We start from the raw sequence: 25,125 nt of genomic DNA on the forward strand, positions 1-25,125 counted from the left end.
GTTTTTCCTGACAAAGAGCTTCATGCGGGCATGTGTACCGTCATGTCAGCCGCCATGGCGCACGATGGTGTTCTCTCTGTCAGGAGTCCCGGTGTCCTGCCCGCCGCCCCAGCCCCGCCGCCGCACCCTGCTGACGGCCGCGACCGCCGCCCTGGCCACCACCGCGGGCTGTGCGGATCCCCGTCGGCCGATCTCCGACGACACGCGTCCGCGGCTCCCCGTCCAACCCGGCGTCGCGGCACCCCAGCCCCGCCATGTCCTGCTGGTCGCGCTCGACCTCGTGGCGGGGCGGGAGGACGCTTCCGCCGTACGCCGGATCATCTCGTCGTGGTCCGCCGGCGCATCCACCGACCCGTCCACCGACCCGTCCACCGACCCATCCACCGGCGCGGAACCGGCCGTGACACGGACCGTGGCGGCCGGGGGCACGCTCTACCGCAAGCTGGACCTGCCCGCCCCCCGGCACCTGCGGGCCCTGCCCGCCTTCGCGGGAGACCGGCTCGAAGCGCGCCGCGGGGGCGGTGACCTGCTGGTGCAGGTGTGCGGCGACGACGCGGCGGCCTGCCGCCGTACCGCCGACCGCCTCACCGCGTCCGCACATGCCGTCTTCACCCGCCGCTGGCAGCAGAGCGGCTTCCTGCCTCCCCGCGCGCGGGGAGAGACACCGCGGAACCTCTTCGGCTTCAAGGACGGCACCGAGAACCCGCCGACGGGCGAACTGCCCCGCTGGGTCTGGGACGACGACGGCGGCAGCTACCTCGTCTACCGCCGCATCCACATGGACACGGGCCGCTTCGCCGCACTCACCCGGGCCGAACAGGAGGACACCATCGGCCGGCACCGCGCCAGCGGCGCCCCGCTGGGCGCCCACCGCGAACACGATCCCGTAGACCTCTACGCGAAGACACCCCACGGCCGGTACGTGCTGCCCGTGGACGCCCACGTCCGACTGGCGCACTCCCGGCTCGACGGTGGCGCCCGGATGCTGCGCCGCGGCTACTCCTACGACGACGGCGAGGACGGCCAGGGACTGCTGTTCCTCGCCTACATGCGTGACCCCGCGCTCTTCGTGCGCGTCCAACAGCGGCTGGCGGCGGGGGACGCGATGGGCGCCTTCACCGAACACCGGGCCTCGGCCCTCGCCTACGTCCTGCCCTCCCCCGGGCGTCCGGGGGCTCTCGGCGCCCCGCCTCGCTGACCGCGCCCCGGTGGCTCAGACGTCCAGGTCCACCACGACCGGCGCGTGGTCGGATGCGCCCTTGCCCTTGCGCTCCTCGCGGTCCACGTAGGCGTCGGAGACGGCCTTGGCGAAGGAGTCGTTCCCGTAGACGAGGTCGATGCGCATGCCCTTGTTCTTCGGGAAGCCGAGCTGGCGGTAGTCCCAGTACGTGAAGGGGTGGTCGTACTTCAGGGGGCGCGGGACGACGTCCGTGAGGCCCGTCGCGCGCAGGGACTCGAGGGCCGCGCGCTCGGCCGGGGTGACGTGGGTGGCGCCCTCGAAGAGCGAGGGGTCCCAGACGTCCGCATCGGTCGGCGCGACGTTGAAGTCACCGAGGACGGCGAAGGGGCGGGGGCCCGCCGCGTCCTGTGCGACGGCGGCCTTCAGGGCCTCGAACCACTGCAGCTTGTAGGCGTAGTGGGCGTGGTCGACCTCGCGGCCGTTGGGCACGTACACCGACCAGACGCGGACGGGGCCGCAGGTCGCGGAGATCGCGCGGGGCTCGTCCGCGCCGTCGTACCCGGGGCCGCCCGGCAGGCCCTTGACGACGTCGTCGAGGCCCACCTTGGAGACCAGCGCCACGCCGTTCCACCGGCCTGTCGCGTTCACCGCCGACTCGTACCCCAGCTCGCGGAGCTCTGCGGCGGGGAACTGCTCGGCCGTCGTCTTGGTCTCCTGGATGCACAGCACGTCCGTGCCGGTGCTCTCCAGCCAGGCCAGGAGCCTCGGCAGACGGGCGGTGATCGAGTTCACGTTCCAGGTGGCGATGCGCATGTCCCACAACCTACCGGGCGGCACCGACAGTCACAGGTCGGCCGACTCCCCCGGCGTCAGACGCACGTGCTCCGCGCCGCCGAGAGAGCCGATCTGACTGTCGTAGATCGGCCGGGCGAGGTCGGTGAGGAGCGCGTCGTGGATGTCGTAGGCGCGGGTGGGCCGGACCTCGCGCACGTACTCGATCACCTCGGAGATCTTGTTCCAGGGGGCCATGACGGGCAGCATCAGCGTGTCGACCGGCTGGTCGGGGACGGTCAGCGCGTCGCCGGGGTGGAAGACCGAACCGTCCACCAGGTATCCGACGTTGGTGATCCGCGGGATGTCCGGGTGGATGACCGCGTGGAGTTCGCCGTGGACCTGGACCTCGAACCCGGCGGCCGTGAAGGTGTCGCCGTGCCCGACCGTGTGCACGCGCCCGGGGAAGGCCGCCGAGATCTGGTCCGCGACGGACTTCAGCGTCCAGATCTCGGCTCCGGGCCGGGTCTCCATGGCGGCCCGCAGCCGGTCCTCGTTGAAGTGGTCCGGGTGCTCGTGCGTGACGAGGATCGCGTCGGCGCCGAGCGCGGCGTCCTCCTCGCTGAAGCCGCCGGGGTCGACGACGAGCGTGCGTCCGTCCTTTTCGAGACGCACGCACGCGTGGGACTTCTTGGTGAACGTCATGCGCTTCGCGCGCGCGGCCTGGATGTCGGGAGAAGTCGTCATGTCTCCCATCCTGCTACTCCTGGGGCGTGGTTTCCTCACGGATCACGGCCTGCGCGACCTTGAAGGCCGAGTTCGCGGCGGGGACGCCGCAGTAGACGGCGGCCTGGAGCAGGACCTCTTTGATCTCGGCCGGGGTGAGCCCGTTGCGCAGCGCCGCCTTGGTGTGGAAGGCCAGCTCGTCGAGGTGGCCGCCGGCGACGAGCGCGGTGAGGGTGACGCAGCTGCGGGAGCGGCGGTCCAGGCCGGGACGGTTCCAGACCTCGCCCCAGGCGTAGCGCGTGATGAGCTCCTGGAAGTCGCCGGAGAAGTCGTCGGCGGCGGCGAGGACCCGGTCGACGTGCGCGTCGCCGAGGACCTCGCGGCGGACCTTCATCCCGGCCTCGTACAGGTCGGGGCCCGCGGCGCCCGGCACGGCCTCGGGCTGCTCCATGGGAGCGATCTCGGCGACGGGCGAGACGATCACCGGCGGGGTGAGCACCGGCTTGACCGGCGGCGCGCTGATCGCCGACTGGCCGCCCATGGTGGCGTCGGGCGTGGCCTGCCAGGCGGAGGAGAAGTGCCGTACGAGCAGGTCGGTGACGGCGGCGGGCTGCTCGACCGGCGCGAGGTGCGAGGCACCCGGCACCACGGCGAGCCGCGCGTCGGGGATCCCCGCGACGAGGGTGCGGGCCTCGCCCTGTCCCGTGACCTGGTCGTCGGAGCCGACGAGCACCAAGGTGGGGACGCCTATCCGGCCGAGCTCGGCGCGGACGTCGAAGGCGGCGAGGGCCTCGCAGGCGGCGATGTAGCACCCCGGATCGGTGGTGCGCACCATCTGCACGGCCCAGTCGGTGATCGCGGGCTGGGCAGCGGCGAAGCCGGGCGTGAACCAGCGCTCGGGAGCGGACCGGGCGATGGGGTCGAGGCCGTTGCTGCGCACGATGACGCCGCGCTGGCGGAACTCGTCGGCCGTGCCGAACCGCGGCGATGCGGCGATCAGCGCGAGCGAGGCGACGCGCTGCGGATGCCGGAGCGCGAGCTCGGCCCCTATGGCGCCGCCGAAGGCACAGCCCGCGTACCCGAAGCGCTGCACCCCGAGCTCGTCGAGCGTCGCGAGCAGCCGGTCCACGAGCTCACCGACGGACCCGCAGGGGTGCGCGGGCGCCCCGCCGTGTCCCGGCATGTCGAAGCGGAACACCCGCCAGTGCCGGATGAGGTCGGGTATCTGCCGGTCCCACATGTGCCAGGTCGTACCCAGTGAGGCACCCAGGATCAGGACTGGAGCGTCTTCTGGCCCGTCGAAGCGGTATTGCAGGGTGTTCATCGGTGTCTCACTCACCCGCCCGACCCTCTCATCAGTCACTAAAAGTCACTGCGCCGGGGTGGACCTACCTGACCTTGCCCCGCTCCGGCGCCACCGTGCCGGACCACCAGTGTCCGGGACACCATGCCCTCCGCGCCGGTAGAAGCCCGCCTCCGGGCGAGTATGACGCAGCAAGTCTCGCGTCAGACAGTCCCCACACCCCGCGATCACACGTCCCCCACAAACCCATGCAGGCCATCCCAAGTGGTGGCGGCTCCGCGCAGATCCTCCACATCCGGCTTGATGTACCACCTCTTAACTTGTTCTTTCTGGTCTGACCTCGAACGATGCGCCGAACGTGCTCGCCCGAACGAGGATTCCGGGGACGTGAACACGGCCTTCGCCTGATCCTGTGCTCCGACGAAAGATGCACTTGACCAGTACGAAGGCCGTGGGGGAATGAGTCTGCTGCATCACGATGTCCCGGGGGGATGCGTTCGCGGTGGCGTCACACTTCCGGGACGACTTCTTCGACTCCCTGACCGCGCGTGGGGACACGCTGTTCGAGCTGACCGACGCCCTGTTGTGTGCGGACGGGCCGGTGAAGACGCCGGTCGATCTCACGCTGACCGCCGAACACCGGCGCGGGCACGGCGCGATGTACGAAGCCTTTGAACGGCGGGAACGTCGATGTCCCACGGCTACGGCAGGTGCTGGCCGGGCTGCCGCAACCCGAGGCCGCCGACGGACGCCTGGTCCTGGCCGTGGATGTCACCCACTGGCTGCGGCCGGACGCGCCGACCAGTGCGGACCGCTTGTTCTGTCACGTCTACGGCCGCAGCGGACGCTCCTCGGACCAGTTCGTGCCCGGCTGGCCCTGCTCGTTCGTCGCCGCGCTGGAGTCGGGCCGGACCTCGTGGTGTCAGATCCTGGACGCGCTGCGGCTGGGGCCGGCCGACGATGTCGCCCAGGTCACTGCCGCCCAGGCCCGCCGGGTGGTCACCGACCCCATCGAGGTGGGGCGTTGGAAGCCGGGTGACCGCGACATCCTGGTTGTCTTCGATGCCGGATACGACGCTCCGCGCATGGCTCATCTCCTGGCCGGACTGCCGGTGGAGGTCCTGGGGCGGATGCGCACGGACCGTGTGATGCGCAAGCCCGTTCCGGTCCCGTGGATCTCTCCGCCACAGGGAGGACGCCCGCCGAAGCACGGCAAGGAGTTCCACTTCGCCAAGCCGGATTCCTGGGGCGATCCGGACGCGGAGACCGCGCAGGTCACCGACCGCTGCGGCACCGCTCGCGTGACGGCCTGGGACCGCATTCACCCGAGGCTGACCACGCGCTCGGCATAGATCGACCGCACCGGCGAACTCCCGGTCATCGAGGGCACGTTGATCCGTCTGGAGGTCGACCGCCTGCCCGGCGGTCACGATCCACTGCCGGTCTGGCTGTGGTCGTCGACGACCGGCCTGTCGGGTGAGGACGTCGATCTGCGCTGGCAGGCGTTCTTGCGCAGGTTCGATCTGGAACACACCTTCCGGATGATCAAGCAGACGCTGGGCTGAACCCGCCCGAAGCTCCGTACGCCCGCGGCGGCGGATCGGTGGACCTGGCTGATCATCGCCGCCCACACCCAACTCCGCCTCGCCCGGCCCCTGGTCGCCGACCTTCGCCGTCCGTGGGAGAGGCCGGCCGAGCCCGGCCGGCTCACCCCGGCCCGGGTCCGCCGGGGGTTCAGGAACCTCCGCCCGAACCTGCCCTGTCCGGCCCGTGCGCCAAAACCCAACCGGCCCGGCCCCGGCAGGCCGCCCGGCTCGAAGAACCGGCGCCCCGCCACCTGCTACGACGCCGGCAAGACCACCAGGCGCCCCGACCGCCAAGGACGTCCGCACCGGCACACCCAGCTCCGCACCACCTGCCAGTGCTGCACCCGCGGACTCGACACTGCCCGCGACCAGCCCCGCTGTTGTGCCACCGGAGCCTGCTGCTCCAAGCGGCTCTCCCCGCTGACGCTCACCTACATCCATTCCGTCCTCAAGTCCGCCCTGGAGCACGCCGTCCGAGAAGAGGAGATCCCTCGCAACGTCGCCCGCAACGTCCGCACCGGCACGCCCCACCCTCGACGCTTCGAACCGCTCACCGCAGACGAAGCCCGCCAGTTCCTCAATGCCGCAAACGGCCACCGGTTGCACGCCCTGTTCGAACTCGCTCTCCACACCGGACTCCGCAAGGGCGAACTCCTCGGCCTGCACTGGGAAGACCTCAACCTCGACGCCGGCACCGCCGCCATCCGCCGAACCTTGCAGCGCACCGCCGCAGGTGGGCTCACCACGCTGCCGACCAAGACGCGGGCTTCCGAGCGCCGCATCGCCCTACCCACCCGCTGTGTCCACTTGTTGAAGCTCCACCGCGAGCAGCAGCAGTGCGAACGGGAGTCCGCAGGCACCACGTGGCAGGACAGCGGGCACGTGTTCACCACCCCGCAGGGCAAAGCGATCGACCCGACCAACCTCACCCGCGCCTTCACCACACTCCTCCGCAAGGCCGGCCTCCGCCGCATCCGCTTCCACGACCTCCGCCACTCCACCGCCACCCTGCTCCTGGAACAGGGCGTCGAACTCGTCGTGATCAAGGAACTCCTCGGCCACGCCCACATCGGCGTCACCGCCACCGTCTACGCCCACGTCCGACTCCGCCTCCAGCGCGACGCCATCGACACCCTCGGCACCGCGCTCGGCAGCTGGGAAACCACCGAGACGGCCCGCTCCGGCGGCGACGAACCACCACCACCCGGCGCCACTGGCGTCCGCTGGCGTTGCCGTCAACTACTGCCGTCAAACGCCAGATCAGCCCCGCCAAGGACAGCTCGGCGGGGCTGATCTTTGCCACTGCATGGTCTTTCTCATGGCGCGGATGGGTCGAATCGGGTAACGAACCCCATGCGGTCCATGAGAACCAACGTTACGGAACCGGATACTTGAGACCCATCAGAAAGAACCGAAGAACCGGTCCCACCAACTCGGCTCCCCAGAACCGTGGAAACGCAAGAGAGTGGGCCCGCCATAGCTTCTTTCAAGAAGTTCTTCCGGAATCGTGATGTACCCCGATTCAGCGAGAACTTGCTCTACCTTCTCAAGGTCATTCGCGTCGAGCTCGCCTTCAGCCTGCGCTTCATCCGTACCCAAGAAGGCGCCAGGGTTATCGGCTGCCACCATTGCCAATGGCTTGAACTTGCTCACCAGGGCAACAATCCTCGTCCCACAGACTGTGGCTTCCCCCGGCACTTCGATTCGTCCGTACTGCGCGGAGTCCTGGATGTCTCGATCGATTCCACAAGGCGTCGAGAAGCGAGAACCAACCTGCACAGCCAGACGGCTGAACGAAGCTGCAGCATCGGCCGCATTGTAGTCAGCTGGCATTTCTGAACATTCGGGATCGTCCAAACGATGCAACAGTTCCATCAGATTCGCATCTCTCTCCATCAATCCTCCAATCATCGAATTCGCTACACCCGGATCGGGTGAACCATTTCCTCAGTGCGGGAAAGCTGTGAGCACCTTCCCAGTGAGAGGTTCGTATCGCACCAGCATTCTCACCCCTCCCACTGACCCGATCACATTCTGAACCGCAGGTTCGCCCTTCCTGGTCTTCAGGGTTCTCTCGGCATGCACAGCAGATCCCTTGTACCAGGTCCTTTGACTATTTGGACTCGTCACCACGTCAGCAACGGCATCCAAAATCTGGTCATCAGACCACCCCTGCGGGAAAGCGTCCTTACCCGGCGCCCCCGGGTACCTGTGACCATCAAGGATGTGATCGGCCCTCTCGTCACCGATCAGCTCCCGACCAATTCCGCAGTTGCTGTTGTGAACGAGTACCGGAGTCTCCCCCGCCAGCACATAGTACGTGTGCTACGCGAAGCCTTCGACCTTCTTTTTCGCAGGTCAAGTGCGGTTTGCTGGTCCGGAGAGGTGCGTGGGTGTCCGTGGTTGTGCGGGGTTGTTGCCGTCAGCTACTGCCGTCAGCCGGTTCAGCCCAGGTACGGCTTCTCGCGGTGTTCCAGGAAGTGTTGGAGCCTGAGCCGTTGGGTGTGGTGCATCGGCAACTGCTCGATCTCTTCCGGCGGTACGAACCGGAGCTCGGTGGACTCGTCGGAGATTGCCAACTCGCCGCCGGTGATGCGGGCGGTGAAGCAGACGTTGAACTGGCGGCGCACCTCGCCGTCGGTGTAGGCGATGATGTGTTTCGCGTCGGTGTAGGTGCCGACCAGGCCGGTGATCTCGATGTCGAGGCCGGTCTCTTCCTTGACCTCGCGGACGGCAGTGCCTGGCAGGGAGTCGGTGAGGTCCATGCCGCCACCGGGCAGCGCCCACAGGTCGTTGTCGCGGCGGCGCTGGAGGAGGATGCGCCCGTGGTCGTCGGTGACGACGGCGGAGGCGGCGACGACCATGCTGTTCGGCTTGGGCGCGTTCGGGTCGTCGTAGTACTCGGTGCGGGCCACGGTCAGCCTTCCTCTCGTACGGGCATCGCCGTCGCCCACACCGCGTCGAAGCTCTCGGCGTAGGTGTCGAACATGCTGCCTGTCTCGTGTCGACGAAGATGCCACACCGGGGCGGCGTAGGCGTTGACGCCCCAGACATGGGCGTTGACGAGTTGCTGGTCGTCGGCGCGGTAAAGGGAGTTATAGAGCGTGGTGCCGTGGGTGCGGACTTCGATGCCGGGGGTGCCGGCGAGCGGCCTGTAGTGCATGAGTGCGAGGCGGCAGCGGGATTCGATGCCGTGGCCGAACCGCTCCTCCTGGCCGCGGGCTTGGACGTTGTCGCTGTCGGCGTCTCCGATCGCGACGCGGATGGTGCAGCCTTCGGCGGCGCGCTCGGTGAGGAGTTCGTTCAGCCGCGGGTACGCCTCGTGGAGGAAGACGGCGGCGTAGACGAGGATGTCGAGCCGTTCCCGGGCCTGGGCCATCAGGTCGGTGAACGCCGACACGGGGATGTCGGCCCGCTGCCCGTAGAGCGCCACCAGCTCAGGGCTGATGACACGGGCGGGGCGGGCTTGGCGGAGCGCCGGCCAGAGTGCGTGCACGTCTTCTCCCAGGGCCTTGGCCGCCTGGAGGGCTGTGGTACGGCGTGGGATGCGCCCGAGGTTCACCCAGCGCTCGACCGACTTGGGGTCGACCTCAACCTCCTGGGCAAGGGCAGCGTATGTCCAGCCTCCGGCTGCCATGACGGCTCGTAGTCTCTCGTTCGGCACGAGTCTCCCCCTTCGTCTCAGGACGGCACCAGGGACGTTCTACATGGTGCGGGACGTCCCGAAGTGGGGTTTGGTGGAGGTTCCTTCGTCCTGGCGACCGGCGTGAGGATCGGTGCCGACCCTGCGGCACCGAGGAGCGTAACCGTGCGAAAGAGCACCACCCCATGTGTTCCCGCCCTGCGACTGGACGCCCGGTCGCGCACCGCCTCACCGGGGTGGTCACGATGACGGCCCCCATTCCTGATACCGACGGGCACACCGTCTCGCCCGATGTCGGCGCCCTGGTGGTCGACCGACGGAATGGCAAGGTGGGCGTGGTCATGGGGCACGTGGGGCCGTACGTGCAGCTTCGGCCACCGCGCGGCGGCCGGGAGTGGGACGTGCCGCCCAGGGACGTACGACCACCGACCCCGGCCGAGGAGCTGAGCGCCAAGGTGGCCGTGGCCAACCGGAGGTGGGGACGGTGACCCCTCGCTCGGTCCTGCGCTACGAGACCTGGACTCTCCAGCCCGACCGCGAGCCGGATGCGGAGCCGGTCCAGTACGCGATGCAGTGCGCCGTGGACGGAGAGACCTCGCCGACGAGCGAGGACTTCGCCGAACCGCAGAGCTGGGTGCTGCGCCACTGCGGCCAGAACCCGTCCCACCACACCTACCGGGAGATCATCACCCGGCGCTGGCGGGCCTGGCGGCAGATGTGACCCGTCCTGCTCACCCAGGCGGCGCCCCGCGCTGACCCACCCGACTCCCGTCCCTGCCGGTCGTGACCGATCGAGGCTCCCCCCGTCCTCATCAGCCCCGGCAGGGACGGGCGCTCACATGCCGGGCCCATGACCACGAGGTTCTGGCCTCAGCCACAGAAAGTCAGCCACGACGGCGGGCGCGCCGACCGATCACCCGTCACGTGTGTCTCGCTCAACGCGCACCGGCATCAGCCCAGTTATCTCCATCGTCACGGCCTCAGCCAGGCACCAGGCCCAGGCGGCCGGGACGTCAGCTCGGCCCGGGTGCCGACGCACGGCACGAACCCACCGGACGGCCTCTCGGGCACCCACCCCGCCTGCTGCTGAACGGTCGGGCGGAATGGGCTTCCACTTGATAATGCCCGCGCTCCCCGGATCTGCGCGCCGAGTGGCCGGTGGGCGTCGCCAGCGGGGCGGCAGACAGGAGCGGGCGGCGGCCACCGGCCGCCGGCGCGCAACGGCCCGCGTCAGCGGGCCGTTCTTGATCAAGTAAAGAAACTCTGAACAGCTCACCCCATCAAACCCACCGGTTGGGCTGCTGGGTCGAGGTCAGGGCCGCTGTTGCCGACGCTTCTTCGATTCGGCCAGCGCGGTCTTCAGCTTCTCGCTCGGCGACACGTCCGGCTCGGCTTCATTGTCGTGGAGGGATGGCAGGAACAGGCCGCGGCGGCTCTTCTCTCGCTTAACCTTCCGGCGCTCGTTGAAGAGCCGCTGATGCTCCTCCCGGACCACGACCCATCTCCGGTCCAGGTCTGCTTCTCGCTCCAGAAGCTCGTCATCGCTGAGGTCGGCGAACTCGGTGGCGGCTGCGCGCGCCTCGCGGTCGATCTCCTCGCGCAGCAGGTAGTTCGTGATGGGCCCATGCTGCTTGCCCGGTTCCGGCTCTTGGCGGACGAAGACGCCGCGCCCCTTGACCGCGTACGCCAGCCCGTCCTGCTTGAGGCGTCGATAGGCGTTCTGCGCGGTGGAGTTGGCGACTTTGAACCGCTCTTGGATCTCCCGGGCGGGCGGGAGCTGGGAACCCGGGGGGTAGGTGCCTTCCACGATTTCCCGGCGGAGGATGTCGGCGACCTGGGCATACGGCGGTCGGGCGTCGTCGTTGCGGATGACGTCGAGTGGCCAGTCAGGCCCCCCGGCGTCGGCTTCGTCCTGATCGCTCTCGGCCTCTTCGTCGCTTCCGCCGATGGAGGTGCTGACGTAGCTGCCCCGGCCGAGCTGGGAGTAGACCAGGCCCTCTCGCTTGAGCACGCGCAGGGCGTTCTGGACGGTGGAGCTGGAGACGCCGAACCGGTCACCCAGCACGTTGGCCGAAGGCAGGCGCTCACCGGGGCGGAACTCGCCATTGAGAATCGCGTCCCGCAGGGCCTCGGCGGCCTGGAGGTACGGCGGCCGGGAGTCCTCGTCCAAGGGCAGGGTCATGCCCCCACGGTATCGCCAGCAGCCTGTAGCGCTACAGGCACATCCCCGGGTTCCCCACCTGACCACCTACCAACCTGATCGAAGTCACAACCTAATCGAGCTTGCAAGTTAAGCGATTATCTCCCTATGCTCCATGTCGAGCCGATCAAGCGGCTCCACCGAACAAGGGGTGTGATGGCATGGCCATGACTCGAATCCGTGTTGCCCTGCTGCCGTCGGCGGTGTGCATCGCGGGCACCGACCCGGCGTTGAAGATCAAGGACCAGCAGACCGGAGAGGTCGCCACCGACCGGGAGACCGGTGCGTCGCTGTACACGGTGACCGTGATGCTCATGGAGGACGGCCGCGCCGAAGTTCTGAAGATCACGGTCCCGGAGACGGGCCTTGCGGCCGGGCTGAAGCCGGGGGCGATGGTGCGGCCGGTGGAGCTGTTCGCGACCCCGTGGGCGCGGATCTTCAACGGTCAGCTCTCCGACGGCGTCGCCTACCGGGCTTCCCGCCTGGAGCTGGTGACGGTGGAGGCAAACCAGTGACCCGCTTCGAACACCACTCGTCGGAGCGGGAGTTGACCTCGCTGCGGCCCCTGCCTGGTACGGAAGGCAAGGCCACCTTCGCCGTCTCTTCTGCCGTGCTCGATGTGCTCGGCCTGGCCCCGGAACAGGCGGCCCGCCTCGACCTGGGTGACGTGTTCCGCCTGATACACGAAGAGGGGGCATGACGTGGAAGCCGTGACGGGATACGTGTCGTACGCGCTGCCGATCGCTACGGCGCTCATCGGTGTGTGGCTGGTGTGGACGGTGATGCGCTACGTGCGGGCGGACAGGGGCACGCGGGTCAGCATGCGGCAGGCCGTCCGGGTCCGCTGGGGCTGGGTACGGCTCGCGCGGATGGCCGGGCTGACGGTCACCGACAAGACCCCGAGCCTGCTCGCGCAGATCACCGCCCAGAAGGACAGTCCCCCGCCCGCGCCCCGGGTACTGACGCCGAAGATCAGGGTCAAGCCCGACCAGTTCGGGGTGATGGTGCGGGCGCGCACTCTGCCGCAGGTCGGGTTGGAGGAGTACCAGAAGTCGGCGCGGTTCCTGGCGGATGCCTGGCGGTGCACGCGGGTGTCCGTGCTGCCGGACGGCCCCGGCAAGGTGGTGATCCGGGGCGTGCGCTCCGACCCGCTGACCACGCCCACCCGCCATCGGCCCACTGGCCGCCCACCTGCGGATCTGACGCGCTGGGAGCTGGGGGTGGATGAGTACGCCGCGCAGGTGTGCGTGTCCCTGGCCAACGTTCCCGGGGTGACGGTGGCCGGCGTCCCGGGTGCGGGCAAGACCTCGGGGGTCAACAAGTTCGTGTGCGACTTCGCGCCGTCGGCCGCCGTGCAGATCGCGACGGTGGACGGGAAGGTGTCGCGGGCCTCGGAGGGCGATTACGCCGACCTGGTCAAGCGGATGTTCGCATTCTGCGGGGACGACCTGGACGAGGCGAACGCGCTGTTCAAGCGCCTGGTGGAACTGCGCAAGCGGCGTTCCGCGACCATCCGGGACGTGCTGGGTGTGAAGAATATGTGGCACGTCGGCCCGTCACCACAGTGGCCGCTCACGGTTCTGATCATCGATGAGGCGCATACGTTCTTCCGCGAGTACAAGGGCAGCGACGCCACCACCAAGCGGCTCGGCGCGCTGACGGCGGAGAATGCCCGGCTGGTGGAGGACCTGGTCAAGAAGGGCCGCAGTGTCGGCATCCTGGTGATCCTGATCAGCCAGAAGACCACCGGCGATGCCATCCCTACGTTCATCCGCGACGTGTGCCCGATCGGGCTGTCGTTCGCGCAGAAGACGGTGGAGGCCGCGGTGGCCGCGCTGGGTGAGGACATCCGTAACTGGCCCGACGCCAGCCCGGTGACCTTGCAGGACCCCGCCTACGTCGGCGTCGCGGTGATGGCGATGCAGGGCCGCCCCGGCTACACCCGCATCCGCACCCCCTACGTCTCCGACACCGACGCCGCCCGCATCGCCGACGCCACCTCGCACCTGACCGCAGACCCGGACCTGTGCCTGGACGCCCTCCTCCGCTCGACCGGCCGGACGGCAACGCCCGCGTCGTCGCTCACCAAATGATCCCGAACAGCTCACGCCAGAAAGGAGGTTGAGGACATGGCGGAGGAACGGTTCACCCGGCGCACCGTGACCATGGTGATGGCGGTCATCGCGGCCTTGGCCTTCGTCTTCTCCTTCGGCAACGTCTGGGCGCTCGCCCTGCGGCTCGGCGTCCCGCGCCCGATCGCGCCGCTGATCGCGCCCATGGTGGACCTGTCCGTCGTCGGCCTCCTGGTCGCGCTGCGGTTCCTGGCCCTGCGCGGCGTCCCCAAGACGGAGCTGAAGGCCGGCACCCGGCTGTTGCACCTGTGCGGGCTGCTCACCCTCGGGCTGAACACCGCCGAGCCCCTGCTGACCGGACGCTACGGACGGGCCTGCCTGGACACCGTCGCCCCGCTCCTGCTCCTGGGCTGGGGGCACGTCGGCCCCGCCTTCCTCGCCCACTTCCACACGGCCGCACACCGGGAGGACACCACCGCAACCATCACCCCCGCACCCCTCGCTGAGCCGGTGCCCACCTCGGCGCCCGCTCCCGAAACGGCGGCACCGGCCCCTGAGCCGGTCCCCGCCTCGACACCTACGCCGCCTCCGGCCGCAGTGCCTACCGTGCTCAAGGTCCCCGCCCCCGCCCAGGCCGTCGCCAAGGCGCCTGCCACCGGCTCCCGACCGGTCCTCCCCGCCGCACTGCTGAGTGCGGCCCGGCGCATCGCGGACACCTACCACGCCGAGCACGGAGCACCGGTCACCGCCGCCCAGCTCGCAACCCGCATGGGCGTCGCCCTGCCGGTGGCCACCGCCGCCCTCGCTCAGCTCTGAGCCACCCCGGCCACTGGCCGGATAACTCCTCCCTGAAATCCACGGCCACCCGATGGGCCTGGTTCGTCATGCCCCGAGCAGCACCAACATGCCTTCCCTGAAGGTCGGTTGCTGCTCGGGTCCCACCCCGAACAGAAGGGATACGCCCCGAATGGTCACCCTGGACCTGCGCCACGTGGCAAGCCCCGCCGTGCGGGACCTGCTCCACCTCGTCAACCACCCCGACTTCGACCGCGCACAGCAGCAGATCGAACACCTCGGCGGCTGCACCGAACCCGTCCGCCTGACCGGCCAGAGCACTACCATCGACACCACAACCGGCGAGGTACTGCGCGCGTACACCGCTTCCGGGGAGCCCACGGGCAGCCTGCTCACCGCATGCGGCAATCGCCGCGCCTCCCGCTGCCCGGCCTGCTCCCGCGTCTACGCCGCCGACACCTACCACCTCATCCGGGCCGGCCTGTCCGGCGGCAAGAACGTGCCCGACACTGTCCGCACCCACCCCCGCGTCTTCGCCACCCTCACCGCCCCCTCCTTCGGCCCCGTCCACAACCGCCCCACCACGCCCGGCGGGAATGCCCGGCCCTGCAGCTGCCGCAAGCTCCACGAACCCACGGACGCCCTGCTCGGCACGCCACTGAACCCCGCAACCTACGACTACGCGGGCGCCATCCTCTTCAACGCCCACGCCTCCGCCCTGTGGGCCCGCTTCACCACCTACCTGCGCCGCGAGATCGCCGCCCGGCTCGGCATGACCCAGAAGGCCGCCCGCACGGTCCTGCGCGTGTCCTTCGCCAAGGTCGCCGAGTACCAGAAGCGCGGCCTGGTCCACTTCCACGCCGTGATCCGCCTCGACGGCCCGGACGGCAACTCCACGCCCCCGCCCCCGTATGCCACCGTCGCCATGCTCGCTGACGCCATCCGGGCCGCCGCCCTTCGTGTCCGAGTGGCCGTCGTGTCGGACGCGATCGGGGAACGCGAACTCACCTGGGGCGAACAGCTCGACGTGCGCGAGATCGCCGCCTTCGGCACCGACACCGAACTCACCGATCAAGCGGTCGCCGCCTACGTGGCCAAGTACGCCACCAAGTCCGCCGACGCCTCCGGCACCCTCGACCGCGCCCTGTTCTGCCGCCCCTGCCAGGGACGCGGCGCCACCCTCCTGCCCCACGGGGCCGCGCTCCCCTGCACCGCCTGCGGCGGCACCGGGCAGGCCCGGCCGCTGCCTCGGCTCGCCGTCGCCCGGCACGTGCGGCAGATGATCCGCACTTGCTGGGAGCTGGGCAGGCTGCCCGAGTTCGCTGATCTCAAGCTCTGGAAGTGGGCGCACATGCTCGGTTTCCGGGGCCACTTCTCCACCAAGTCCCGCCGCTACTCCACCACCCTCGGCGCGCTGCGCGACGCCCGCCGCATCTGGCGCACCGAACAGGTCCACGAGCACGCCAGCCTGCCCGAGCCCGACCCGGACACCACCCTCGTCGTCGGCCACTGGGCCTACCTCGGCACCGGCTACAGCCCCGGCGCCGCCCTCCTGGCCGCTGCCGTCTGGCACCGCAGAGAACTGGCACGCCAGTTCGCGTTCGAAGGGGGCTGCTGATGACCACGCACGCGCCCGCCGCGCCCCACCAGGCGCTGAGTACGCCGGAGGAGCTGCTGACGGTTCCCCAGGTCATGGCCCGCCTCCAGCTCGGCCGCTCCGCCGTCTACGACCTGCTCCGCTCCGGCCAACTCGCCTCGATCACCCTCGGCCGCGCCCGCCGCATCCCCACCCATGCCCTCACCGACTTCATCCGCACCCGCCTCGAACAGGAAGCCGCCGCCTGATGACCACGCCCCGAGACACCCCCGCCTCCCGCCGCGTACGGGCCAACGGCGACGGAACGGTCTACCAGCGCAAGGACGGCCGCTGGGAAGCCGCCGGATACGTCCTCGCACAGGGCAACACCCGCCGCCGCGTCCGCGTCTACGGCACTACCCGCAAAGACGCCCTGGCCAAGCTCACCGAGAAGATCGCCGCCAGCAACCGCGGCCTCCCCGTCCCCACCGCGCAGGGCAGCGTGGCCGCGTACCTGACGTACTGGCTGGAGAACGTGGCCGCCCACCACCTGCGCGAGAACACCCACACCCGCTACACCGCCTGCGTCAACCGGTACCTCATCCTCGGCCTGGGCAAGAAGAAGCTCGCCAAGCTCTCCGCGAAGGACGTCCGCACCTGGTTCAACCAGCTCCGCACCACCTGCCAGTGCTGCACGCGCGGCCTCGACGCCCGGCGCAATGAGCCCCGCTGCTGTGCCGCCGGCCGGTGCTGCCACAAGCTGCTCTCTCCGCTGACGCTCACCTACATCCACTCCGTGCTCAAGTCCGCCCTGGAGCACGCCGTACGGGAGGAAGAGATCCCGCGCAACGTCGCCCGTAACGTCCGCACCGGCACCCCCCGCCCCCGACGCTTCGAACCCCTCACCGCCGACGAAGCCCGGCAGTTTCTCACCGCCGCCCAGGGCCACCGGCTGCACGCGTTGTTCGAACTCGCCCTCCACACCGGACTCCGCAAGGGCGAACTCCTCGGCCTGCACTGGGAAGACCTCGACCTCGACGCGGGCACCGCCGCCGTCCGCCGCACCCTTCAGCGAACCGCCGCAGGCGGGCTCACTACGCTGCCCACCAAGACGCGGGCCTCCGAGCGCCGCATCGCCCTTCCCACCCGCTGCGTCCAGTCGCTGAAGCTCCACCACGAACAGCAGCAGCGCGAACATGAGGCCGCGGGCACCACGTGGCGGCACGACGGGCACGTGTTCACCACTGCGCAGGGCCGACCGATCGACCCGACCAACCTCACCCGCGCCTTCCTCACGCTCCTCCGCAAGGCCGGCCTCCGCCGCATCCGCTTCCACGACCTCCGCCACTCCACCGCCACCCTCCTCCTGGAACAGGGCATCGAACTCGTCGTGATCAAGGAACTCCTCGGCCACGCCCACATCGGCGTCACCGCCACCGTCTACGCCCACGTCCGACTCCGCCTCCAGCGCGACGCCATTCGACGCCCTCGGCACCGCGCTCGGCAGCCCGGAGAGCAGCCATACGGCCCGGGACGAAGGCGATGAACCGCCACCCTCCGCCGTCCCCGTCCGCTGACGTTGCCGTCAACTACTGCCGTCACGCACCGCAGAAGCCCCGCCAGGACGCACCTGGCGGGGCTTCATTTTTGCTGCTGCTAACGGATCTTCTACTTACCCGTCCGCCTCATCGCCTGTCACTCTGCAAAAACAGGATTGAGCCAGACCGAAACCAGATCACCATTGTCGACGCCCAATACAGTTCCGCTAGCGATTTGGACAAACTTAGCGCCGACGGCATTGTTCAGACGAATGGCGACCCACCCGGAGGAAGGATCATACGAAACCCGCCACCTGTCTCCAGGGACCTCGAAAGAAACCCCAGGCTCGAAGGAGTGGTCTGACGAGATGAATACCCGTCCGGGATTGAACTGTGGAGCAATCAACTCGGCCACCACACCCCGAACGTTTGGGAAGTATCCCCAGGCGAACAGAACTTCCCGAGACTCAATATCGACCTCAAGTTGGAGCGTGCCGATCAGCACACTTGCAACCCCCTTCGAGCCGAGCCTCTCGCTCAACGACTCCCCGCTCTGCGCACTGAAGGAGAATCCGTACTCGGACTCGTCATAGGTGAGAACACCCTCAAGAGGAGATCCGTCTTGGATGGAGAATTTCATTTCGGCCTAGCCTTTTGTGCTCTTGAAGAGGAAGTGAACGATCCTGTTGGAATTTGCGTCGATGTTGAGCTCCCAGATCCCGTTGCTTCCGTTCATCGCTCCGGGCGTTCTCCACTCGACAACCCCAGGAGCGCCACGGGAATCCATCCTGGGTGCGGATCCCTCCATGATTCCCCGAAGGAGCTGCCCATTGTTGCCGTTCATGTAAGGGCGTGCAGCCTTACCGAAGTTGGGGGCATCGACATCCCGAGTACCAGCAATGTCCCAGGTGTGGTTTTCGACGGTCTTGGTCATCGAAAGGTTCTCAACATCAATCTTGGCTGCGAGATACGTGACGCCACAGTTCCCATTGCTGTTGTGAACGAGGACCGGCGTCTCCCCTGCCAGCACATAGTACGTGTGCAGGCCCTCAACCGTAAGGTTGTAGGTTCGGGCATGCCGAGTGAAAGCGTGGTTGCCTGTGACGATGACGGTACTTCCGTCATCGGTGAGGAGTGTCATCCCCTGCTTCAGGGAGCCAGCTTCGACCCACTCCTCTTCGGATGGGGACCAGAACGGGTGCTCGTGTGTGGCAGTGAGCTTCTCGATACCGCTATCTGTAGCGATCGAAAGCGTGTTGAAGTACTTGTCATTTTCGGTGACGATGAGGCGGACCACTTCGCGTGGACCCGTTTCACCTGTCTCCGGATCGGTTGCCATTACCTTGTCGCCGAGTTCGACGTCCTCAATGTTCTTCGTGGTGTCGTCGGCCATGAGGACATCGGTTCCCGCCAGGAAACACTGGTCGCACTTTACGCGGCCAGAACCCTTGGCCTTTCGTGCATCATCACTCGCCTCTTCAACCGCACCGTCAGCCTTCTTCGCCTTCGCCAGTTTGCGCAGCTTCAGAAACGCGAGCGCTTTGGCTCCAGGGATGGGCAGATCCGAAATAGTGCTGCCGCAGTCCGCACTGAACCCGAAATCACTGAAGCATCCCTTCCATGCCTTGAAGTCGGGGAGAACTGCACTCTTCATGAATCCGACGATGTCGAATAGCTCTCCACTGCCTGAGCGAGTGCCGTCGTATTCCGTGTTGAAGTAGGCATCGCCCGGCCCGGGGATGACTGGCCTGCAGATGTTCAGGGAGCACTGTGCGGCGTTTCGGCTGGTGATGTATCCGCCGGCGCTGCTGGTGTGAGCAGTGCCGCCGGGGAAGTCTGGGTACTTGTCTCCCCAGGACTGTCCGGATCCGAAGTCCGGTGAGGCATGCGAATCGATGAAGTCCTTCTGCCGGTCGCGTTCGTGTCCGCCGCCGAGCGGGGGCAGCTTGGTGAGTCCGGTGGGGTCGCTGGAGGTGACGGGGCTGTTGTCCGCGTACGCGTAGCCGTTGAGGGATTGGTGCTGGCTGAGGGTCAGGAGGGGGTCAACGCTGATGAACTGGCCGATGCCCGGGTCGTATTCGCGGGCTCCGATGTGGGTCAGGCCCGTGGTGGCGTCTGCGGGTTTGCCGAGGAACGCCTTGTCGTCCGGCCAGTTGGCGGCTTTCGCTCCACGGGAGGCTCCGAAGGGAGTGGAGTGACGCTCGGTGACAGCGTATGTAGTGGCGTCCAGGGCGAGACTGGACGTGCCGTGGTGGTCGGCTGCCAGGAAGCTGAGTTTGGTGCCTGAGGTGCCTGCTGTGGCGGTGCGGACGGCGATGGTCTGGCCGCTGGCTGTGTAGTAGCGGGAACCGGAGAGGGAGTTGCTGGCGCCCTTGGCTGTGAGGCGCACCTCGGTGGCGCCCAGGTAGAGGACGGTATCGCCGTCGCCCTTGGCGCGGCGGATGAGGAGTTCACCGTCCGCGTCGTACAGGTAGTCCGTCTGGGCCGGGCCTTCGGTGGTCCGGGCGAGCTTGCCCTCGGTGTTCCAGGTGAGGTTCTGCTGAGCGGTGCCGTCGGGGCGGGAGGTGGTGTTGCCGGTTTTGTCGTAGGTGTAGGTCTGGATCTTTCCGGCCCGCTCGGTTTTGACGAGCGGGTGCGGCTGGTTCTGATCCGTGCGGTAGGTGTATTGGGTGGTCTGGTCGCCGGAACTGGCGTGCTGTGTTTCCGTCTTGCGCTGGCCGGACTGGTTGTAGGTGTAGCTGGTCCAGTACGGTGCGGCGCCATCGACATTGGTTGTCGTCCGGCCCGCGGCCGCGCAGTCGGCCGTCTTGGGGGTCCACGCTTCGGTGAGACGGCGGTGACCGTCGTACGAGAAGCACTGGTAGTCAGGCTTGGCGGTGCCGCCCTGGGTGGTGGCGTCGAAGATGGAGGTGACGTTGCCGGCGTCGTCCTGCGTGAACTTGAGTTCCTGCGGCATGTAGCCGTGGACGTCGTCGGTGACGTACGAGCGGGTCAGGCGGCGCGTGCCGGGTTCGTAGTCGTGGTTGAGGTAGGCCTTCTTGGCTGAGGTTCCGCCGCTCATCCCGAGGGTGAGCTGACGCAGGTCTCCTTGCGGGGAATAGGCCGCGCCCTGCAGGTAGCCGCTGGTGCCCTGGGCAGTGAGCAGTTGGCCGGTGGCGTTGTAGGTGTAGCCCAGCGTCTCGGATGCCAGGCCCGCTACCGCGGGCTGGGAAGCCTGGCTGACCGTGCCGTCCAAGCGGTAGCCGGTGGTGAAGGAGAGCGTCTTGGGCACGCCCGCCTGCACGAGCGGGTCGTCTTCGGGCAGCGTCAGTTCGCTGCCCATGACCTGGTAGAGGCTGTCGTACCGATTGACCTTCTGGGTGTACGCCTTGCCGCTCGTGCCGCCGTCGTAGCGCACAGCCGTGTCTTCTTGGCCCTTGGCCAGGGTGTCGAAGGTCCAGGCGGCGAGCTTGTTGGCGTTCGTCTTCTCCTTCTGCCACAGGCCGGTCCTGCGGCCCAGGTCGTCGTATCCGGACAGGAGTGTTCTCTTCTCCATGTCCGTGACGCTCACGGGCCGGTCGAGGGAGTCGTACGTGGTGCTGGTGGTGCCCGTGTCCGGGTCCTGGGAGGTGACCCGGCGGTCGAAGAGGTCGTAGGTGTAGGCCCACTTGGCACCGTCGGGGCCAGTGACTGTGTCCTGCTGACCACCGGGGGTGTAGGTGTAGTCAGTGGTGGTGAAGTCGGTGCCGGTGGGCTGCGGGCCACCGTACTCGCGGCGCTGCGTCACCTGCCCGAGCGCGTTGGTGACTTCGGCGGTCGCCTGGCCGCCGTCAGGGGCGCTGGTGACCGTCGTGTCGCCGCTGTAGGTGGTGTGGGTGGTCCAGCGGGTGACGCCGTAGTTCTTGGTGACCGCCTTGGTGGCACGTCCTGCACCGTCGAAGGTGGTGTCGGTCTGGATCGGGGCCTGGCTGCCCTCGGTCTGGACCGGGGTGGCGGAGGGGGCCGAGGTGTTGTCCCAGATGTCGCGCTGCGCACTGCTGGCCAGGCCCCGGTCGTCGTAGAGCGTCAGCGAGACGAGGCGGCCGCCGACCGGGGTCGGAGTCTGGGACTGGCGGGCCCGCAGGAGGGAGTCGTAGAACTCGTAGGTGGTGTTGTAGCCGGAGCCGTCGCCCTTGAGCGTGCCGGTGGACAGCCAGGAGAGGTTCTTGCTGGTGACTTTGTAGTCGTATACGTAGTTGGGGGTCTTGCCCAGCGCCCTGGAGCGGTTGGGCAGCCACACCTTGATGACTCGGCCCAGGCTGTCGTACGCCTTCTCCGCGACCTTGCCGTTGGCATCGGTTGTTCTCACCGTGGACCCGGTGGCGAAGTCCACATCGGTGGTGTCCTTGTGCGCTTTGGCATTGGTGATGCTGCTCGAGGTAAGCGGGCCCGCAACAACAGGCGTGTAGTTGGTGGTCGCGATGGTCAGGTCGTTGGTGTCCTTGACCGTCAGAGGGCGGCCGAGAGTGTCATAACTGGTGGCGACCGTCTTCTGCCAGGCCGGAGTGTTGCCGGTGGTGTAGGACTTGGCCCGGCCTCTCCAGGTGTCCTCGCCCTTGGTGGGCTTCTGGGAGGCCGACCACACGGTCGCGGCCGGGTTGTCGTACACCGTGGCCGTATCGGCTATCACATCGCCGGGCTTGTCGGAGTCGGCCGGCAGGTCCAGGTCCGCATCAGCGACGGCGCACGGCTTGGCGACGGTGCGGGTGCGTGAGATCAGGGAGTTGATGCCGTTGTCGTCGTTGCGGGCGTACCAGGTGCGGGTGCAGGTCTCGTCGCCCGGGATCGCGTTGTCGCCGGTGTCCTCGACGGTGTCGGCCATGCCGTAGTCGTCGTAGGTGGTCTTGGTGGTGCGGGTGCGATCGCGAGGTGTTGCGGTACTGGTGATGTTGGTGCGGGCGTGGCTGGCGACGGTGCGGACGTAGTAGGCCTCGGTGTCGGCATAGGACTTGTGCTGGGTGGCGGTTCGCTTTGACCACGGGTCGTTGATGGTGCCGGAGACCTCGGTGTCGCCGTTGTAGGTGACGCTTTCGCGGGCGAAGCCGGCGTACTGGTCGGAGTCGGTGATTTCGGCGGCCTTGATGCCGGTCACCTTGGCGCTCTTGCGCTTGTCCGCATCGGGGGTCTTCCCGTCCGGGCCGAGGACCCGGTCGCCGTGCATGCCCCGCAGATAGAGGCTGACCTCTTTGAGTTGGGCGCTGTCCTTGTCGCCGGTGAGGTGGGTGACCTTGCCGTAGCCGCGCCAGATCGACCAGGTGCGTTCCTTGGCCGGGGTCATGGGGTCGTCGTCGTAGTGCCAGGCGCCACCGCCGGAGTACTGGTAGGTGTGCTGGACGGCTTCCGAGCCGCCGTGCGGGTCGGTGGTGGAGACGGCGGTGACGGGGTACTTCTGGAACCAGTCCAGGACAGGGGTCTTCTCGCCGTTGGGTGACCAGTACACCGGGTAGCAGCGGCGGGTGTTCTCATCCACCTTGGGCATGGTCTGCCCGGCCACGCAGTCCGCCGGGGCGTAGGAGACGATCGTCTGCGCGCCGCTTTCGGAGGTGACGGTGCGCAGGCGGGGTTTGTCCAGGGAGAGAATGTCGTCGGATGCGCCGTCGACCCGGTTGGGCAGGAAGACGTGGGTGAACTTGACCGGGTCCAGGGTGAGGTCGGTGCCGTGTTTGCCGGTGTGCTTGATCTCGTCCAGCCACAGTGACTGGTCGGTGGTGTCGCCGGTGTCGCCCGGGTCGAGGTAGAGCTGCTTGAGCTCCCAGGCGTCCACCGGGGTGAAGCCGGGTGTGGGCGCGGCGGCGTCCCAGGCGTGGGTGGTGATGCCGGTCATGCGCTTGCGGGTGAAGAAGGACGGGCTGACGTTGCCGGTGCATTTGTCGCCGTCCTTACAGACGGTGTCGTAGGGCACGTCGGGCCAGTTGTCACGCTTGTCCTCGGTCAGTGCGTCACAGCCGGTGCCGCTGGCCAGGCAGCGTTCGGCGTAGGTGAAGGTGACCTTGTTGGAGGCGGCGGGTTTGGCGGAGAAGAGGGCGCCGGCGCGCTGGCCGTAGCGGATCTCCTCGAGGCGGCCGCCGCGGGTGTAGTCGGTGCCGGTGGTGTCGTCGCCCAGCTTGTCGTAGTTGTTGTGCTCGGCCACGTACCAGTAGGTCATGGCGTTGGCATGGGTGTCCTCGACCAAGTCGAGGTTCCAGCGCCAGGCCTGCTTCTTGGCCCTGCCCGAGAAGCTGCTGCCGTCGGCGTAGCCGGGTTCGCCCTCATCGTCACCGAAGACTGGCGCCGTCCACACCGACTGGGTGCGCTCCTCGGCTCCCGCGCCGTCTAGTTTGTTCCGGCCGAAGGTGTAGGTGGTGCCGTCGCCGGTGACCACGGTCCAGTACTCGCCGTTGTCGTCGCCGTTGTCGGCGCCGGTTCGGTGGGTGACGGTGGAGGCGTCGTCGTTCCTCAGCCGCCACGTGCCGCTGGTGTCGTCCTTGACCAGTTCGGCGGCCTGGCCGTTCAGGACCAGGGAGGCGTTGTCGTACTTCCAGCACAGGTCGTACTTCTTGTCCTGGCCGTCGTCGTCGCAGGAACCGTACTTGCGCTCGATGTAGGAGGAGGTGAGGTCGAAGCCCTCACCGATCGCGGTGCCCTGGTTGTTGGTGGAGGCAGTGCGGCCGTCCACGCTGCCGGAGTCGTAGGCAATCGACAGGTCAGGCTCGGGGCCGGCAGCGGCCGGCGGGGTGCGCAGCGGGTAGGACCAAGTGAAAGATCCCGAGGAGCCGCCCGCCTCCCAGGTGGAGGAGGCCGTCAGCGGGGTGGCCTTGTAGTCGCCGGCCCCCGACTGAGTGCCGGCGGCCAGGGCCAGCACCATCGTCTTCCCGGTGGTGCCGCCCTGCGCTGTGACGGGGAAGGTGAGCGGTGCGGTGAGCTGCTGGTTCTTGCGGTGGTTGGTGGATTCAAGTGGAGTGTGGGTGCGGCAGTTGGCCTTGCCGGGGTGCTCCAGCGCGCAGTCGGGCAGCTTCGCCAGCTGCAGGCGGCCGGCCCAGTCTCCGCCGTAGGCGGAGGCGAATGCCTGGTAGTTCAGGCCCAGTTGCGCCGTGCCGCCGCTCGTGGGGCCGGTGACGGTGAGCGCGACACCTTTGACGCCCAGCTTCCTGGTTTCCTGCTGGCCCAGGACCCGTACCTGGACTCTGTCCGTGGTGGCCGTCTGCTTCTTGTTCTTGGCCTGCTGCGGTGCCGCGAGGGTAAGCGGCAGGGATCCGGGATTCGCCTTGGTCTTACCCGCCTTGGGGATGCTCAGGGTGGCTGTTCCGCTCCTGGGCCAGGTGACGGTGCGGCGCTGGTCGGCACGGGCGCGGCGGGCTGCGGTGTGGTCGGCCGTCGTGGACTTCTCCACCGCCGCCAGGTTCTTCTTGCTCGCGTTCGCGGTGAGCGGGGTGACCTTGGACGCGCGCGGCGCCTCCAGCTGCGGTCGGCCCAGCGGGCCGGTGTCCGCGGCGGCCACCACTGGGCTCAGCATGCCGGACAGCAGAGCGAAGCCGGTCGCTACTGCGATCCGTCGCCGCCAGATCCGAGTCCGTTTCCGCGCGGGTCTTTGCGTACCGACCGTGCGGGGCAGGCCGAAGGCAGGCAGGTTCATCACACGTCTCCTCGCGTGCGGCCCCGGGTTGGGGCCGCACGCTCTCGAAGGAAGGGCAGCAAGAAGTAGGCAAGGCGGGCTGGCGAGCGGACGGGCTGAGCCAGT

At 68.2% G+C, this 25,125-nt stretch carries 18 protein-coding genes and 3 pseudogenes; 12 read left to right on the forward strand and 9 right to left on the reverse strand.

Going from position 1 to position 25,125, the window contains the following annotated elements:
• Positions 1-91: 91 nt before the first annotated feature.
• The gene (locus ACZ592_RS15050; RefSeq protein ID WP_471581987.1) at positions 92-1,198 is read left to right on the forward strand and encodes a Dyp-type peroxidase; all 1,107 of its coding nucleotides are present in this window, start codon (positions 92-94) and stop codon (positions 1,196-1,198) included.
• Positions 1,199-1,213: 15 nt separating this feature from the next.
• Here the strand turns inward: ACZ592_RS15050 and ACZ592_RS15055 are convergent, their stop codons facing one another.
• From ACZ592_RS15055 to pcaDC, 3 genes are read right to left on the reverse strand one after another with little or no spacing between them, the layout of a single operon-like run.
• Positions 1,214-1,993: an exodeoxyribonuclease III gene (locus ACZ592_RS15055; protein WP_471581988.1), complete on the reverse strand. Its 780-nt coding sequence runs from the start codon at positions 1,991-1,993 to the stop codon at positions 1,214-1,216.
• 30 nt (positions 1,994-2,023) lie between these two features.
• A complete protein-coding gene (locus ACZ592_RS15060) occupies positions 2,024-2,656 on the reverse strand; it encodes an MBL fold metallo-hydrolase (RefSeq protein WP_471582447.1) in 633 nt (210 codons plus the stop codon).
• A 55-nt stretch (positions 2,657-2,711) separates the two neighbouring features.
• On the reverse strand, positions 2,712-4,016 hold the full coding sequence (gene pcaDC, locus ACZ592_RS15065) for a bifunctional 3-oxoadipate enol-lactonase/4-carboxymuconolactone decarboxylase PcaDC (RefSeq protein ID WP_471581989.1): 1,305 nt from the start codon (positions 4,014-4,016) through the stop codon (positions 2,712-2,714).
• 442 nt (positions 4,017-4,458) lie between these two features.
• On the opposite strand from pcaDC, the pseudogene ACZ592_RS15070 reads away from it, so the two are divergent.
• Positions 4,459-5,854: pseudogene (locus tag ACZ592_RS15070) on the forward strand (NF041680 family putative transposase); the annotation flags it as partial.
• Positions 5,853-6,778: pseudogene (locus ACZ592_RS15075) on the forward strand (tyrosine-type recombinase/integrase); the annotation flags it as partial. The pseudogenes ACZ592_RS15070 and ACZ592_RS15075, both read left to right, overlap by 2 nt.
• Before the next feature lie 189 nt (positions 6,779-6,967).
• Here the strand turns inward: ACZ592_RS15075 and ACZ592_RS15080 are convergent.
• From ACZ592_RS15080 to ACZ592_RS15090, 3 genes are all read right to left on the reverse strand, one after another.
• Positions 6,968-7,462, reverse strand: coding sequence for a hypothetical protein (locus ACZ592_RS15080; protein ID WP_471581990.1), 495 nt, complete (start codon positions 7,460-7,462; stop codon positions 6,968-6,970).
• 548 nt (positions 7,463-8,010) lie between these two features.
• Positions 8,011-8,481: an NUDIX domain-containing protein gene (locus ACZ592_RS15085; protein WP_471581991.1), complete on the reverse strand. Its 471-nt coding sequence runs from the start codon at positions 8,479-8,481 to the stop codon at positions 8,011-8,013.
• Positions 8,482-8,483: 2 nt separating this feature from the next.
• Positions 8,484-9,203, reverse strand: coding sequence for an XRE family transcriptional regulator (locus ACZ592_RS15090; protein ID WP_471582448.1), 720 nt, complete (start codon positions 9,201-9,203; stop codon positions 8,484-8,486).
• A 251-nt stretch (positions 9,204-9,454) separates the two neighbouring features.
• Between ACZ592_RS15090 and ACZ592_RS15095 the strand changes: the two genes are divergently transcribed.
• Entirely contained in the window at positions 9,455-9,697 is a 243-nt protein-coding gene (locus ACZ592_RS15095) for a hypothetical protein (protein WP_397923807.1), read from the forward strand.
• On the forward strand, positions 9,685-9,930 hold the full coding sequence (locus ACZ592_RS15100) for a DUF7848 domain-containing protein (protein ID WP_471581992.1): 246 nt from the start codon (positions 9,685-9,687) through the stop codon (positions 9,928-9,930). The genes ACZ592_RS15095 and ACZ592_RS15100 overlap by 13 nt, the downstream gene beginning before the upstream one ends.
• Positions 9,931-10,521: 591 nt before the next feature.
• Here ACZ592_RS15100 and ACZ592_RS15105 read toward each other — a convergent pair.
• Positions 10,522-11,391 (reverse strand): winged helix-turn-helix domain-containing protein, encoded by an 870-nt coding sequence (locus tag ACZ592_RS15105; RefSeq protein WP_365597161.1) that lies wholly within the window; start codon positions 11,389-11,391, stop codon positions 10,522-10,524.
• Between the two features lie 179 nt (positions 11,392-11,570).
• On the opposite strand from ACZ592_RS15105, the gene ACZ592_RS15110 reads away from it, so the two are divergent.
• The 7 genes and pseudogenes from ACZ592_RS15110 to ACZ592_RS15140 all read left to right on the forward strand — a co-directional run bounded on the left by ACZ592_RS15110 (position 11,571) and on the right by ACZ592_RS15140 (position 17,429).
• Positions 11,571-11,924, forward strand: coding sequence for an SCO3933 family regulatory protein (locus ACZ592_RS15110; protein WP_365597164.1), 354 nt, complete (start codon positions 11,571-11,573; stop codon positions 11,922-11,924).
• Positions 11,921-12,109 carry a hypothetical protein gene (locus ACZ592_RS15115; RefSeq protein WP_365597167.1) on the forward strand — a complete coding sequence of 63 codons (189 nt, stop codon included), beginning with the start codon at positions 11,921-11,923 and terminating at the stop codon, positions 12,107-12,109. Before ACZ592_RS15110 ends, ACZ592_RS15115 begins: the two co-directional genes overlap by 4 nt.
• A 1-nt stretch (position 12,110) precedes the next feature.
• Entirely contained in the window at positions 12,111-13,502 is a 1,392-nt protein-coding gene (locus ACZ592_RS15120; protein ID WP_435885835.1) for an FtsK/SpoIIIE domain-containing protein, read from the forward strand.
• 36 nt (positions 13,503-13,538) lie between these two features.
• Positions 13,539-14,297, forward strand: a complete 759-nt coding sequence (locus ACZ592_RS15125; RefSeq protein ID WP_365597170.1) for a DUF2637 domain-containing protein — start codon at positions 13,539-13,541, stop codon at positions 14,295-14,297.
• Between the two features lie 151 nt (positions 14,298-14,448).
• The gene (locus tag ACZ592_RS15130) at positions 14,449-15,894 is read left to right on the forward strand and encodes a replication initiator (RefSeq protein ID WP_365597173.1); all 1,446 of its coding nucleotides are present in this window, start codon (positions 14,449-14,451) and stop codon (positions 15,892-15,894) included.
• A complete protein-coding gene (locus ACZ592_RS15135) occupies positions 15,894-16,121 on the forward strand; it encodes a helix-turn-helix domain-containing protein (protein WP_189702397.1) in 228 nt (75 codons plus the stop codon). The genes ACZ592_RS15130 and ACZ592_RS15135 overlap by 1 nt, the downstream gene beginning before the upstream one ends.
• Positions 16,121-17,429 (forward strand): annotated as a pseudogene (locus tag ACZ592_RS15140) (tyrosine-type recombinase/integrase). The gene ACZ592_RS15135 and the pseudogene ACZ592_RS15140 overlap by 1 nt, the downstream one beginning before the upstream one ends.
• Before the next feature lie 118 nt (positions 17,430-17,547).
• Here ACZ592_RS15140 and ACZ592_RS15145 read toward each other — a convergent pair.
• Together ACZ592_RS15145 and ACZ592_RS15150 are read right to left on the reverse strand one after the other, a co-directional pair.
• The gene (locus tag ACZ592_RS15145) at positions 17,548-18,030 is read right to left on the reverse strand and encodes a hypothetical protein (RefSeq protein WP_332885865.1); all 483 of its coding nucleotides are present in this window, start codon (positions 18,028-18,030) and stop codon (positions 17,548-17,550) included.
• Positions 18,031-18,036: 6 nt separating this feature from the next.
• The gene (locus ACZ592_RS15150) at positions 18,037-25,020 is read right to left on the reverse strand and encodes a polymorphic toxin-type HINT domain-containing protein (RefSeq protein ID WP_471581993.1); all 6,984 of its coding nucleotides are present in this window, start codon (positions 25,018-25,020) and stop codon (positions 18,037-18,039) included.
• Positions 25,021-25,125: the final 105 nt, after the last annotated feature.

The sequence above is a fragment of the Streptomyces sp. NPDC040622 genome, assembly GCF_055593965.1.

Bases quoted from the DNA above. Each gene is read 5' to 3' on its own strand.
- ACZ592_RS15135 (WP_189702397.1), top strand. From the start codon at position 15,894: ATGACCACGCACGCGCCCGCCGCGCCCCACCAGGCGCTGAGTACGCCG.
- ACZ592_RS15080 (WP_471581990.1), bottom strand. From the start codon at position 7,462: ATGGAGAGAGATGCGAATCTGATGGAACTGTTGCATCGTTTGGACGAT.
- ACZ592_RS15055 (WP_471581988.1), bottom strand. From the start codon at position 1,993: ATGCGCATCGCCACCTGGAACGTGAACTCGATCACCGCCCGTCTGCCG.
- ACZ592_RS15095 (WP_397923807.1), top strand. From the start codon at position 9,455: ATGACGGCCCCCATTCCTGATACCGACGGGCACACCGTCTCGCCCGAT.
- ACZ592_RS15130 (WP_365597173.1), top strand. From the start codon at position 14,449: ATGGTCACCCTGGACCTGCGCCACGTGGCAAGCCCCGCCGTGCGGGAC.
- ACZ592_RS15060 (WP_471582447.1), bottom strand. From the start codon at position 2,656: ATGACGTTCACCAAGAAGTCCCACGCGTGCGTGCGTCTCGAAAAGGAC.
- ACZ592_RS15125 (WP_365597170.1), top strand. From the start codon at position 13,539: ATGGCGGAGGAACGGTTCACCCGGCGCACCGTGACCATGGTGATGGCG.
- ACZ592_RS15090 (WP_471582448.1), bottom strand. From the start codon at position 9,203: ATGGCAGCCGGAGGCTGGACATACGCTGCCCTTGCCCAGGAGGTTGAG.
- ACZ592_RS15150 (WP_471581993.1), bottom strand. From the start codon at position 25,020: ATGAACCTGCCTGCCTTCGGCCTGCCCCGCACGGTCGGTACGCAAAGA.
- ACZ592_RS15105 (WP_365597161.1), bottom strand. From the start codon at position 11,391: ATGACCCTGCCCTTGGACGAGGACTCCCGGCCGCCGTACCTCCAGGCC.
- ACZ592_RS15145 (WP_332885865.1), bottom strand. From the start codon at position 18,030: ATGAAATTCTCCATCCAAGACGGATCTCCTCTTGAGGGTGTTCTCACC.
- ACZ592_RS15110 (WP_365597164.1), top strand. From the start codon at position 11,571: ATGGCCATGACTCGAATCCGTGTTGCCCTGCTGCCGTCGGCGGTGTGC.